The following is a 14,054-nucleotide window of genomic DNA, read 5'->3' as shown; positions in this document are numbered from 1 at the left end:
TGTAACCCTTTGTATCAATGTTTACTGACTTCTCGTTCTAATAAGTCTGCAATTTCACAATCAAAAAGCTCGCAAATTTTGTCTAAAGCCCCAATATCATACTTTTTCGCAGTTTCTTTATACATGAGAGTAACTGTATTTCTACTCAAACCGGTCTCTCGGATGACGTCACTAATTTTCATTTTTTGTTCGCCCATCAAACGTGCAAGGTGACACCTGATCATGTGGCCTTCCCCTCAGAGCAAGACAATCAAACCTAAGACTATTTTATACACCCATAATATTGCTTTGTCTTTAATTTTTTAAGTTTAACTCTAATTATTACGGTTTAGAGGAAGATGCATTTGACTTCGTAATATCCAAAGCAAGCATTCAGCAAATATTTTCTATTTGAGCAACTGCATAATACCTAAAAGATTGCACCGGAATGCTTAATACAAGACCTGAATGACGATCCCACGACAATTGTTGCAATCAAATGATAAAAAACATACGCCGCTAATGACTTCTAATACGCTGCACCACAGCATGCTAACTTTTCGTTCGGTCATTTAGGGGGGCTAAATGACTGTTATTAATAAAACTCTTTAATTTCAAGGAAAGCGTAAGACAGTGTTTAAGATAAGTGCAGGCCAACCATCATAGATATTTCGGTTGTTGAAATAACACCCAAATATGTTGCAGCGCAAACACTTCCGATAAACAAAACACAAAGTTAAGAACGTGTTAGTTGATATGTACAAGGGGCACCATTAAACACATACCTACTACCCCCCTCCGACCTATGCAAATAGAGCATAGCATTAACGCACCAATACACTATTCAACACTATTGGTGGGCAGTTTAATACAACATAAATAATCAATAATAATTAGAACAACCAATAACAGTAAAGCTTGCTAGAAAGATCACTAAACTAGAATCTGTAATACAACGGGCATGGCACTATAGACAACAGCAAGGACGTGTCAGGCTTCGCCCGACACGTGCACCCCCGACGCTGTCGTGGGTGTACTTCCTATTTGTGATAGATCACAATCAAACATCTACTTGCAAATAAGTAACTAACAATTAGAGGTCACCCCAACCATTTATAACTGCTCAATTCGATAACCAACTGCGCGACAGCTGATTACAACTATGTAACTGAAACGTCAATCTCATAGCCACCCATAATGTCTTTGTAAGCTTTCTTCATTACTTCTTGTGCTGTTAAAACGTCACTTTCTTTGACGATTACCGAGTCATGCATAGGCAATGCGGCTATACCTCTATCGCATAATTCTACCAGAATTGCATCCATGATTTTGCTATCCGTGTTTTGAAGTTTTAACCCTATATTCTCTTGAGCTATATACTCACTAATGTCAGCATAAGCAGAAGATAGGTAGCCGTATGCCTCCCCCCCAGTCATACCATCTGGAAGTCCTTCTATAAAACTTTCCCTTGCCTCAGGAACTACCTTAGCTCTTTCAATCGGACAATTCATTTTGTGCTTGAATTCAGAGTTAGCGCTTCTGGTTACAGCAGCCTTAAAAGCAGACAAGTTCTCAGAGTTCACAAAGCGTAATACAAGCGCCTTAACAAGCCCACGCTCTAACCCTTCTATAATATAAGGGTCTCGAGCTATCTTAATACCAGCCCAAGCATATAGCATGTTCAGATGCATAGCTTTGAAGTCAATTTCCTTAGTAGAGTAGCCATCAATTGTTATTAATTTTCGATGCTCTTTTTTACTAGTTTGATAAGAGTTAACTTCATTTCGAGTGTAAAACCTTCCGCCGAGATCAAGTGAATGTTTGAATATCCGTGTTAGCGCAACTTTTTGCTTTTTATTATCTTGAAGAACTATTGTATTTTGCAGTAAAGAGTTCACCTTACTAACTCTACTAAGCAAGTGCTTTGCACTTTTAGGCAACGGTAACTCAACTTTGTCTTTGTCCCTTAGAAGGATGCCAGTACCCACGAATACTATGTTTTTCCACTCAAACTTACCATAGGAATAGCTAGCAAACTTTTCTGTTGGCCAAAAAGTCGACTGCTCGGGATTCCCTTCAACTGGAGCTGCAATATGTTGCTTAATTAATCCAAGTTTACCAAGAAAATCCAAAAGCTTAATTATGATTTCCGCATTTAATGAGCCAGAACAATGACTAGTTGATCGGGAGTACCTTACCCTACACTCATGCTCCTTAGCATACAACAAGTGAGCCAGAACAATACTGAGGTACTCACGATATACACTCTTATGAAACTTTTTATCGTTAGCTTGAAAGTCACTCTTTAATACTTCGAGTAACTCCTCTAACGCAGCTATACTTTTATAGCTTACTCGGCTCATAAACCTACGAGTTACCTTTTCACCTCGAAGTGACGAAGAGCTAGAGAGTTTTATAGCTCTATCGAGTTCTAAATTATCCTTAGAGCTCACTTCTGATACTACCTAACACTGCTTGCGCTCGAGGCTGGCAAACCACTGTGGAACTTAAAGTCATCGTCTGGGGTGGAAATTAGCTCAGCTTCAACAGTGCCCAAAAGCTCTACTCGTTCAGAAATATCAAGTTCGCTAATTTCTTGTGCCAGCTTTAGGTAGTCTTGGTAGTGGCGAGCTTCTGAGCGTAGTAAGGAAATATAAAAATCCCCCAAACGCTTATCTACATGTGGCGCTAATTTGGCAAACCGCTCACACGAACGCGCTTCAATGTACGCACCAACAATGAGCTTATCCACCAACGCGTCTGGCTCGAAAGTTTTTACATTACGAAGCATGCCCTTTGCATAGCGACATGGCGTGATGCTTTGATACTTAATGCCATACTCGTCCATAATTTCAAGTACTTGATAGAAGTGATGCAACTCTTCTTTAATTAGAATCACCATCTTATCGATGAGATCTTGACCATATGGAGTATTTGACTTTGGGATCATCGACTTGGTTAGTTTGTTCTTGTCAGCCAACTCACGCCAATCTCCCTCGCGCTTGTAGATAAGTGTTTCGAACGGCTTTAACCATTCAAGTAGCGCATCACCACTAGCTTTATCTACAGCATACTTTCTGATTAAGAACATTGCTGACTGAGCTGCTTTCAACTCACACACTAAGTGGTCCGTAAGCACTACAGTTAAGTTTTCACGTTTTGTTGCCTCTGTTATCCACTCATCAGGCGTTTCACATTTTAAAAACGAATATATAGGTTTTAACAACTCATCCACGTTACACCTCCAAACTTGCAAATTTATTGCTTTGGAACTGTGCACCATTGCCATAACTGCAAGGCTCAATCGTTGTACAACGATTGAGCAATGTGCACATATATACTTTAAGCTCGCAGATCAGATGGTCAATTAGGACAATTGATAAATTATCTGGGTCAATTGCTGCCTCAATCCACGCTTGAGGTGTTTCACATTGTAAGAATTGTTTAATTGGGTGTAATAGCTCGTCCAAGGGTTACATCTCTTCTAAAATTCAGGAAAATAGGTCTTATGACTCTTAATTTTGCGCAACGCGAGCAATTATACCATAACCCTACCCAACACAAGTAGTCGATACTTCGCCTTGAACCGACTCGGGAAACCGATTTTATTTTATCTGTTTTCAAATAATTCAAAACTTTTCAATTAGACGAAAGTTTAACCTTTTCTTGACAAAAATTGAGCAGTCCCTCATAAATTATATGTGCAGTATAAAAATAATACCGACAACAAAAAGGGGCATAATATGATTTTTAACCATTTGTGGGGCTTATACGCTCACCCACTTGAAGAGTGGCAAACAATAGATAACCGTCATGAAAGCGTAAAGTACAGCCTATCTCATATTGCAATAATCGCATTGATCCCAAGTATTATGGGGTATTACTCATCCGTTCATCTAGGATGGGAAATTGGTGTTGGAGATGCCGTTTATTTAACACATGAAAGCGCACTACTTATTGGCATTGCCATGTATACAGCACTCATTTTAGGCATTTTTGCCTTATCGTACCTTGCACATTGGATGGCGGTTACATTTGGCGCCAAACCAACATTTACCCAAACTTTAGAGCTTTCTGCTTATACAGCAACACCTATGTTTATGTCGGCATTCTCAGCATTTTACCCTGAACTTTGGTTTGTGGTGTCTGCGGGAATGGTTGCCTTAGCGTATTCTGTTTACTTGCTCTACACAGGTGTGCCAATACTTATGCATATTCCTGAGGAACGCGGGTTTATCTATGCCAGCTCTGTGGTGACTTGCGGTTTGATACTACTAGTGATTATATTAGCTGCAACAGCAATTTTATGGACCAATGGCATAATTAGTCCTACATTCAATTAGGGGTATCGAAACCGACACCCCTTGCTTTTATCCTAAATTAAAAAGGAGCGACTAGTCGCTCCTTTTTTGTTTTAATGAACCTGTTAACTGACTATAAGGTTATTCACCTTCGTCTGTTTCTTGGTTATGTAACTCTAAACTAGAAGACATGGCATGTTCACGTGTTGACTTAGCTGAATCATTACGTAATGCATCAATGCGATTCAAATAATTTTGATCAACATCTCCAGTAATGTATTCCCCATCAAATACTGATGTTTCGAATACTTTAATCTCTGGATTCTCTTGACCAACAGCAGCAATCAAATCATTCAGCGATTGATAAATTAGGCCATCGGCGCCAATGCTTGCGTTAATATCTTCAACTTCCCGTCCGTGCGCAATCAGTTCTGCCGCAGATGGCATATCAATACCGTACACGTTAGGGAAACGTACTTCTGGTGCTGCTGATGCAAAATACACATTTTTTGCACCGGCTTCACGCGCCATTTCAACAATTTGCGCCGATGTTGTACCACGTACAATTGAATCATCAACAAGTAAGACGTTTTTGCCTTTAAATTCACTGTCGATTGCATTGAGCTTGCGACGAACTGATTTCTTTCGTAGTTCCTGCCCCGGCATAATGAATGTCCGGCCAATGTAACGGTTTTTCACAAACCCTTGGCGGTACGGCAAGTTCAACTCAGACGCTATTTCTAACGCTACATCACAAGATGTTTCTGGAATAGGAATAACCACGTCAATGTCTTTGTCTGCCCAATCTCTTGCTATTTTCTCACCCAATTTAGTACCCATATTCATACGGGTCGCATAAACTGACATATTATCAATAACTGAGTCTGGGCGGGCAAAATAAACAAACTCGAAAATACACGGTGCATGTTGAGTTTTCACTGCACAGATTTGTGAATGCAATTGTCCATCTTCGGTTACATAAATCGCTTCGCCTGGCGCGACGTCACGAACAAACTCAAAACCATCAATCTTTAACGCAACACTTTCAGAGGCAAACATATACTCAACACCACTGCTCGTCTCTCGTTTGCCAAAAACCAGTGGGCGAATGCCGTTTGGATCTCTAAATGCAAGAATACCATGTCCGATGATCATCGCAATACTCGCATAACCACCTGTTGCCTGTGCATTTACCTCGGTAATTGCATTAAACATGTCTTCAGCATCGAGTTTCATCTTGTTAGGTTTACCTAACTCATGTGCCAATATATTTAATAAAATTTCAGAGTCTGACGTTGTATTTACATGACGGCGCGCCGTGGTAAATAAACGCTCTTTAAGTGCTTCTGCATTGGTTAAATTACCATTATGAGCAAGACCAATACCAAAAGGAGAGTTCACATAAAAAGGCTGAGCTTCAGCTGAGCTAGAAGAGCCTGCTGTTGGATAGCGCACATGCCCAATGCCGATGTTACCTTGTAGGCGCTTCATATGACGTGTATGGAACACATCTTTTACTAAACCATTTGCTTTACGTAGACTAAACGTATTATTGTCAATAGTAATTATGCCAGCAGCATCTTGGCCACGGTGTTGCAAAACAGTTAAGCCATCATAAATCGCCTGATTTACAGGAGAAGTTCCGACTATCCCAACGATACCACACATGAAATTTTCCTCGCCGATTAACGGTTTACTGAATTTAAAAAGCTGGAGTTATGCTCAAGGTAGGTAAAAAACCACTCTATCACAAAGCCAAATTCAGGGATCAAAGTAGATGCTGACCACCACTGCGTGCCAGGCGCACTAGTGAATGCATCCAGAAAAAACAATAAGGCGCTGACGACCAGTACGCCTCGTAAACCACCAAATACGATTCCGAAAAGTCGATCGGTGCCAGACAAACCCGTGCGCTGCACAAGCTCACCTAAGATATAGTTAACAAACCCACCCAACATCAAGGTCGCAATGAATAATATGGCAATTGCGGCCGCATTTCTTAAAAGGGGTTCTGAAATGGAAGTGAGAAAGGTTGCTAGATATTGATAAAAAAGACTAGAGATAAAGAATGCGCCAATCCATACGACTAGAGACATAGCTTCTTTGACGAAACCACGAAGTAAGCCAAATAATGTCGATAACCCGACAATACACAGTATAGCGTAATCAACCCAGATCATAATAACCAATAAGTCGTTAATTTGGGCGCATTCTATAAGAGCCTAAAGGCAATTACCAGATCATTTTGCAATATTGAACTGAGTAAGACGACCATTCAATTTGGTTAATTCTTTCAATTTAGATAGCTTAGATTCGAGTTTCGTCTTATCCAGGTCTGGGCCAACAAACACTTTGGTCAATGTACCATTAGGCGTTTTTACTGGTCGTGTAAAAGCTTTAAAGCCAGCATTGTGTAACTTTTTAACCAACGCATCCACATTCGGTTTATGTGAAAAGCTACCCAACTGAATCACATAAGCCATTTTTGTCAGGTTGGAAGTGCTATTACGCACCGGGGGAGTGACTTTGGGCTGAGACTTTACTGTGACTTTTTCTGGTGCAGGTTTGACTTGCTCTTGCACTGTTGCGTCTGTAGTAGACACATTTACACTACTATTTTTCGTCTCAGATTCATCGGCTTCAATCTCACTATTTACTTCAGCTACTTTTACAGTAGGTTCAAGTAAATGCTCATCGTCTGCCTCAACCTCCTCAATAGCCTCACCACGTATCGTTGGGCCGTTCTCTACTCGCAGGTTTATTTTCGATTTTAAATCGACTGTCGTAAACTCAGGACGTTCTGGGATGGCTTTAAAGCCTTCTTTGTAGTGAACCTTTTCACCATCAAGAATATTGGGAATAAAAACTATGGCCGCAACAACGACGATACTTGTTCCTACTAGACGGTTAATAAATCCTGAGTTCACGTAATTACTCTCTATTTATTCAAAATATGCAATGGCATCTGCCACCGTGAAAAATGAGCCAAAGATAATCAATACAGTCTGCTCATCTAGTATTGGTACAATACAGTCAAGCGCCTCTTGAACGCTGTCAAATACCTGACTCGATGCTATGTTTGGTATCAATGTTTGTAAGTTGGTTGCTAATTCTGCACGAGGGTTTTGCAAAGACGCACATGACCATGTATCTACTAAATCAACCACTTCATTGATAACACTCAACTTATCTTTATCTGCAAGCATAGCGATTAATGCATGAATTTTAAAGCCCCGCACTTTAAAGTCATTCAATTTATGTGCTAAATACCGTGCTGACTCTGGGTTGTGTGCCACATCCGTGAATATTCTCGGCTGCGCACTTAACTGCTGAAAACGGCCTTCAACTTGCAAGTCAATCAAACATTGCCTAATGACATCTTCTTCTGGTAATAAATTTAACCGTGCCAATGTGGTTAATGCTGTGGTGACATTTTGCGCTGGAATAGAGGGCTTAGCAAATTCATAATCAAAATCGTTATAAATCCACCTAAACCCCGTGGGCGTAGGAATAAATAAAAAGTCACGCTTTGACAGTATCAAATCAGCGTCAATTTCAACGCCATAATCGGTTACTGTATGGGGTATTTTTAAATCCCCCACAATAGCTGGCGTATCTTTACGGAAAATACCTGCTTTATCGTACCCGACCAGCTCTCGGGTATCTCCTAAATATTCCTTGTGATCTAAATCAATCGTCGTGATCACACTCGCATATGGTGTAACAATATTGGTCGCATCATGTCGTCCACCTAATCCAACCTCAAGAAGGACAAAATCGACTGCAAAGCGCTTAAAAATAGCAAGCGCACCCAATGTGCCATATTCAAAATAGGTTAAAGGGGTCTCTTTTCTACCCAGCTCTAATAAATGAAAAGCATCGACATGCACTTGATCGTCTAGTTCTTTTCCATTTATTCTGACACGCTCGTTATAACGACTTAAGTGGGGTGATGCATAGGTACCAACACTATACCCTTGAGCAAGCAAAAGTGACTCTAAACAACGTGCGGTTGTTCCTTTGCCATTTGTCCCAGCGATAAGAATAATTTTGCTTGGCGTGTCAAGTAAGTCAATATTTTCCGCAACTTCTTGGACTCGTGCTAAACCCATTGCAATATTCGCAGGGTGCACACTTTCTAAATAACAAAGCCAATCATCAAGGGTTGACGATTGGCTGGGCGTCTGAATTGTCATAAACGTAGCTTAAACTAAAAAATTTACGCTACTCTATGCTCTTGTTCAGTTGAAGGCAAGTCCATAAACTTAGCCAGTATACGTGCTAAGGTATCTCTCATTTCGCGTCGGTCAACAATCATATCGATTGCACCATGCTCTAATAAGAATTCACTGCGCTGAAAACCATCTGGTAACGTTTCACGTACAGTTTGTTCAATAACACGTGGGCCCGCAAAACCAATAAGTGCTTTTGGCTCTGCAACATTAATATCACCTAGCATAGCAAGCGATGCAGAAACCCCACCCATTGTTGGGTCGGTTAACACTGAAATAAATGGCAAACCTTTCTCACTCATTTTTGCCAACGCCGCGCTTGTTTTAGCCATTTGCATTAACGACATCAAAGCTTCCTGCATACGTGCACCGCCAGATGAAGAGAAGCATACCAATGGCATATTATGCTCTAAACTTTGATTCACTGCGTCAACAAAACGCGCGCCGACAACAGAGGCCATTGACCCGCCCATGAAAGCAAATTCGAATGAAACAGCAGCAACAGGCATACCTTTCAAACGGCCTGTCATAGCAACCAACGCATCTTTTTCGCCGCTTACTTTTTGCGCTGATGAAATTCGATCTGAATATTTTTTCGAATCTTTAAATTTTAGTACGTCTTTCGGCTCATGCTGAGCACCAATCTCTTGAAGATCAGCATCGTCTAAAAAATACTCTAAGCGCTTACGAGCGCTTAAACGCATATGATGATCACATTTAGGGCAGACATTTAATGACTTTTCAAGTTCAGCTTTATATAAAATAGCATCACAATCTCCGCATTTTGCCCATACACCTTCAGGAATTTCTTTTTTACCTGAAGCTTTTGCTGTTTTAGGTAAGATCTTTTCTAACCAACTCATTTGCAACTCTCTTGTGCTAATTCTGTGTCGCGACGTCTGTAAATACAGACAAACTGATTCAATTAAACCATGATTTAGACTACAACGGTATAAAAAACTGGTCTTAGTAGTCGTGCCATAATACGAGCCACAACAAACAAATCAATAATAATTTACTTATATTTATTATAATAAACATTCTTGATACTTATGACTAAATTAGAATGGCCTCGGCTCAAAAATAATTTTTACACACATTCACTATCGAACGCATTAATAACGTTTGTGTTATTAATGACGAATCAACTAACGTATTATTCAATGTCTTTATTTGGTAAAAATAATGGTCCTAGTGACGTAGACGGTATCCCCCACTTTTCAGGATAATCCACATCCACTAAATACAAGCCATTTGGTTTTGCCGTTGCGCCTGCTTGTGTGCGGTCTTTAAGTGTTAACAGCTCCGCCATCCACTGTGGTGACTGTTTCCCCATACCAATGTCAGTCAAACATCCAGTGATATTTCGGACCATATGATGCAAAAATGCATTCGCTTTAATATCAATAACTAAATAATCATTTACGCGCTCCACGCTTAAATGGTGGATATTACGAAACGGGGTATTCGATTGACAATGTACCGCCCGAAAAGAGGTAAAGTCTTGTTCGCCTAACATGGCAGGACACGCAGCCTGCATCAAGTTTTCGTCAAGGGGATGATGAAAATGCGTTACACCACTGCGCAGTATTCCAGGTCGATATGCATGGTTATAAATAACATATCGATACCGTCTCGCCGTTGCACTAAAGCGTGCATGAAATTCATCATCAACTTGCTGCGCATAACGTACCGCAATATCGTCAGGCAACATCGAGTTTAAACCCAAAGTGAAGGCGCTCATGTCTCGCTCAGCATGGGTATCAAAGTGAACAACTTGACCGGTTGCATGCACACCCGCATCGGTGCGCCCAGCGCACACTATATCAATAGGATGATTACAGATACGAGATAATGCTGTTTCCAGCTCTTGCTGTACACTATTTACGTGAGGCTGGCGTTGCCAGCCACTGTAATTTGCCCCGTTGTATTCTATTCCTAATGCTACACGCATATTCACTTCTTATCTCAATGTTTTAATAGCCGAGCATTTTATGCGATCGCCCGCATGAATAAAAGCGTGCTCGTGATACTTAGCTTATTTATCGCCATTAACCCCTGTACTACCGAAATTATTCAATTTATGGATATGGGCACCATTCAATAAAAAAGGTATAGCAAGCTATACCTTTAATCACCTTCGTTGATTTGATTCATCTAGTGCTCAAGCTTACTTTGTAACGCTTGCGCTTCTCTTTGAACCGACTCAGGGCCATTCTCTAAAACTTCTTGGATAACTCCCATAGCACCATCATAATCTTCAATTTCAATATAGGCACGAGCCAAGTCGAGTTTTGCGGAGAAACCATCTGCTTCTAAGTCAACATCGGTTGCATTATCCCCTGCTAAAAACTCATCAAAATCTCCTAACCCAACATCCATATCTGCTTCATTGTAAGGTTCATCTGAAGGTTCTAAATCATCACTTTGAGATAACAAATCATCGATATTGACAAAGTGATCTTCCTCTTCAACTTCATGCTCTTCTGATACGCTAGCAGTATCCGTCTCGTTTAACTCGGTTTCTAGCTCGTCACTCAGTAATGATTCAAAATCAACTTCCACGTCATCCAAATCATCAATATTCACAGAGTCTGGTTCAGATAAATCATTAAGCAACGCATCAAAGTCTGTGTCCGACAAATTAGACATAAACTCACTTTCAATTGCCGCCTCATCGATTTCTAATTGCTCTGTATTTTCTTCCTCTGCTGACAATGTATCTAAATTAGATAAAAACTCATCTGGAGATGCCGTTTTTTCAACATCATCAGTGGGGCCTGAATCTTCATTCTCAAATTCAAACTCAGGTGCATCAGCTAAATTGGATGGCTGTATAGCTTCATTTTCAAGTACTTGCGTTAAATCAGATTCAACAGACTCCGCAACGTCATTTGCAAGCTCATCTGCCTTCTCTGCTTGTTCGTCGAATTCACCTAATGTGTCATCAAGTGCTTCATGGTGCGTCTCTGCGCTGGCATCATCACTTACGTCATCACTCTCGGGCTCTAACGCTTGTGCTAGATCCGGTTCAGGCTTATCTGATTCCGCAACATCACTTGCAGGCTCATCGGCCATGGCATCTATCGCAGCTTGTTCGTCAAATTCACCTAATGTGTCATCAGGTGCTTCATGGTGCATCTCAATGCTGGCGTCATCACTGATGCCATCACTTACGGGTTCTAACGCTTGCGCTAGATCCGGTTCGGGCTCAACAGTTCCCGCAACGTCACTTGCTGGCTCATCGGCCATGGCATCCATCGCAGCTTGTTCGTCAAATTCACCTAATGTGTCATCAAGTACTTCATGATGCGTCTCTGCGCTAGCATCATCACTGATGTCATCACTCTCGGACCCTAACGCTTGCGCTAAGTCGGGCTTGGGCTTATTTGATTCCGCAACGTCACTAGCAGGCTCATCGGCCATGGCATCCATCGCAACTTGTTCGTCAAATTCACCTAATGTGTCATCAAGTACTTCATGATGCGTCTCAATGCTGGCATCATCACTGATGTCATCACTCTCGGACCCTAACGCTTGCGCTAAGTCGGGCTTGGGCTTATTTGATTCCGCAACATCACTTGCAGGCTCATCGGCCATAGCATCCATCGCGGCTTGTTCGTCGAATTCACCTAATGTGTCATCAAGTGCTTCATGGTGCGTCTCAATGCTGGCATCATCACTGATGTCATCACTCTCGGACTCTAATACTTGTGCTAGATCCGGTTCGGGCTTATCTGATTCCACAACATCACTCGCAGGCTCATTGGCCATGGCATCCATCGCGGCTTGTTCGTCAAATTCACCTAATGTGTCATCAAGTACTTCATGGTGCGTCTCCATGCTTGCATCATCACTGATGTCATCACTCTCGGACTCTAACGCTTGTGCTAGATCCGGTTCAGGCTTATCTGATTCCGCAATGTCACTTGCAGGCTCATCGGCCATGGCATCCATCACGGCTTGTTCGTCGAATTCACTTAATGTGTCATCAAGTGCTTCATGGTGCGTCTCAGCACTGACATCATCACTGATGTCATCACTCTCGGACTCTAACGCTTGTGCTAGATCCGGTTCAGGCTTATCTGATTCCGCAACATCACTTGCTGGCTCATCGGCCACGGCATCCATCGCGGCTTGTTCGTCAAATTCACTTAATGTGTCATCAAGTGCTTCATGGTGCGTCTCAATGCTTGCATCATCACTGATGTCATCACTCTCGGACTCTAACGCTTGCGCTAGTTCAGGTTCGGGCTCAACAGATCCCGCAATGTCACCTTCTAACTCATCAGCTATGGTAACAGGTTCCTCGTCACGCGCTTCGTCAAGCAAAGTGTCAAACTCAGAAGAGCTCAATTCTTCCGGTTCATCACCCATTGATTCTAACGCATCTTTCTCGTTAAACTCAGGAAGCGTTTCTATATCTGATAAGGAGGCATTATCGCTATCATACGGTTCTTCTATAGTATCGTGTTCCTCATCAGAAAATGACAAATCATGCGTATCATCATGCTCATCATCCAAGTCGCCATCTAAAGAACTTTCAATTAAGTCATTCCCTTGTAAAGCTTCCGAAAGTGCTTGTTCGGTTTCACTTGAAACCAATCGAGTTTCCGCTGGTTCTGTGTCCAATGCCAGTTCAGGGTAACTTTCCAACTCAATACTCGGTGTGACGGGGTCTGGCTCGAAAAACACTTCACTTTCTGATAAATCAACGTCTTCTAATAACGGATCATCCCCTAAATCAACTTCCGTTTCGTCGGCTAACTCATCATCCCAATCATGGCTTTCCTGATCATCAAGCTCATTTAACAACTCATCGACGCTTTGCAATTCTTTTGGCTCAGCATTGCCAAATGTAGTCGGAACCTCCTCCTCCTCATTCAGCATCCCTTGTAAAAGATCTGCATGCTCAGTTGATTCTTGAAGCGAAGCAGTATCAGCTTCTTCCAAAGGTCTTAAGTCATCAAGATCAAAATCGCTCTCTGATAGTTCTACCCCATTACTTTCTGTTACCGTTTCAGACTGTAGTTCAATATCTATTTCATCTAAGAGGTCATCAGCAATATAGTCATTTGCTAAACTTGAACTTAATTCAGCATCCACATTGACATTAGATAACTCTTCTACACTTTGCGTATCAAGCTCGTCCTCAGCAACATCCAATAAACTATCTATGTCTTCGATGTCCAACTCATCGCCACTAGCTTCATGGAAATCTTCACTACCTTCTTCAACCGATGCTAGATTTGATTCCAACTCCGTGGCAGATTCTTGCTCTAGCTCCACATTATCAACAAGTCCATCAATGTCATCTGCGTCAAGCTCATCATTTGCTTCTTCTAGCAACTGCGTGGCAGATTCTTGCTCTAGCTCCACATCATCAACAAGCCCATCGATATCATCTGTATCAAGCTCGTCATTTTCTTCTTCTAGCAACTGCGTGGCAGGTTCTTGCTCTGGCTCCACGTCATCAACAAGCACATCGATATCATCTGTATCATCTGTATCAAGTTCGTCATTTTCTTCTAGCAACTGCGTG

General features: G+C 41.5%; 12 protein-coding genes. 1 reads left to right on the top strand and 11 read right to left on the bottom strand.

Annotation, left to right across the window (positions count from 1 at the left end):
* Positions 1 to 14 precede the first annotated feature (14 nt).
* The 4 genes from J8L97_RS12970 to miaE (J8L97_RS24070) form a co-directional block, all read right to left on the bottom strand.
* Complete coding sequence (locus J8L97_RS12970) at positions 15 to 224, bottom strand: helix-turn-helix transcriptional regulator (RefSeq protein ID WP_211050251.1); 210 nt, start codon at positions 222 to 224, stop codon at positions 15 to 17.
* 915 nt (positions 225 to 1,139) lie between these two features.
* Complete coding sequence (locus tag J8L97_RS12965) at positions 1,140 to 2,342, bottom strand: hypothetical protein (protein ID WP_211050249.1); 1,203 nt, start codon at positions 2,340 to 2,342, stop codon at positions 1,140 to 1,142.
* A 98-nt stretch (positions 2,343 to 2,440) separates the two neighbouring features.
* Complete coding sequence (gene miaE / locus J8L97_RS12960; protein ID WP_282098526.1) at positions 2,441 to 3,262, bottom strand: tRNA isopentenyl-2-thiomethyl-A-37 hydroxylase MiaE; 822 nt, start codon at positions 3,260 to 3,262, stop codon at positions 2,441 to 2,443.
* Positions 3,216 to 3,449, bottom strand: a complete 234-nt coding sequence (gene miaE, locus J8L97_RS24070; protein ID WP_409455162.1) for a tRNA isopentenyl-2-thiomethyl-A-37 hydroxylase MiaE — start codon at positions 3,447 to 3,449, stop codon at positions 3,216 to 3,218. The genes miaE (J8L97_RS12960) and miaE (J8L97_RS24070) overlap by 47 nt, the downstream gene beginning before the upstream one ends.
* Before the next feature lie 273 nt (positions 3,450 to 3,722).
* Here miaE (J8L97_RS24070) and J8L97_RS12950 point away from each other — a divergent pair, with 273 nt between their 5' ends.
* The gene (locus J8L97_RS12950) at positions 3,723 to 4,322 is read left to right on the top strand and encodes a Yip1 family protein (RefSeq protein WP_192508088.1); all 600 of its coding nucleotides are present in this window, start codon (positions 3,723 to 3,725) and stop codon (positions 4,320 to 4,322) included.
* A 99-nt stretch (positions 4,323 to 4,421) separates the two neighbouring features.
* Here J8L97_RS12950 and purF read toward each other — a convergent pair whose 3' ends face one another.
* The 7 genes from purF to J8L97_RS12915 form a co-directional block, all read right to left on the bottom strand.
* Complete coding sequence (purF, locus tag J8L97_RS12945; RefSeq protein WP_210996759.1) at positions 4,422 to 5,948, bottom strand: amidophosphoribosyltransferase; 1,527 nt, start codon at positions 5,946 to 5,948, stop codon at positions 4,422 to 4,424.
* A gap of 17 nt (positions 5,949 to 5,965) precedes the next feature.
* Entirely contained in the window at positions 5,966 to 6,460 is a 495-nt protein-coding gene (locus J8L97_RS12940) for a CvpA family protein (RefSeq protein WP_210996760.1), read from the bottom strand.
* A 60-nt stretch (positions 6,461 to 6,520) separates the two neighbouring features.
* The gene (locus J8L97_RS12935; protein ID WP_211050245.1) at positions 6,521 to 7,207 is read right to left on the bottom strand and encodes an SPOR domain-containing protein; all 687 of its coding nucleotides are present in this window, start codon (positions 7,205 to 7,207) and stop codon (positions 6,521 to 6,523) included.
* Positions 7,208 to 7,222: 15 nt separating this feature from the next.
* A complete protein-coding gene (gene folC / locus J8L97_RS12930) occupies positions 7,223 to 8,476 on the bottom strand; it encodes a bifunctional tetrahydrofolate synthase/dihydrofolate synthase (protein WP_211050243.1) in 1,254 nt (417 codons plus the stop codon).
* A gap of 23 nt (positions 8,477 to 8,499) precedes the next feature.
* Positions 8,500 to 9,375: an acetyl-CoA carboxylase, carboxyltransferase subunit beta gene (gene accD / locus J8L97_RS12925; RefSeq protein WP_192508093.1), complete on the bottom strand. Its 876-nt coding sequence runs from the start codon at positions 9,373 to 9,375 to the stop codon at positions 8,500 to 8,502.
* 293 nt (positions 9,376 to 9,668) lie between these two features.
* On the bottom strand, positions 9,669 to 10,466 hold the full coding sequence (gene truA / locus J8L97_RS12920; RefSeq protein WP_192508094.1) for a tRNA pseudouridine(38-40) synthase TruA: 798 nt from the start codon (positions 10,464 to 10,466) through the stop codon (positions 9,669 to 9,671).
* A gap of 203 nt (positions 10,467 to 10,669) precedes the next feature.
* A partial coding sequence (locus J8L97_RS12915) for a FimV/HubP family polar landmark protein (RefSeq protein ID WP_282098525.1) occupies positions 10,670 to 14,054 on the bottom strand: 3,385 nt, incomplete at its 5' end.

Source organism: Pseudoalteromonas sp. MMG012 (genome assembly GCF_018100875.1).
Classification (GTDB): domain Bacteria; phylum Pseudomonadota; class Gammaproteobacteria; order Enterobacterales; family Alteromonadaceae; genus Pseudoalteromonas; species Pseudoalteromonas aurantia.
Note: the sequence above shows the minus strand (reverse complement) of the source record. Positions and strands in the feature narration are given on the sequence as shown.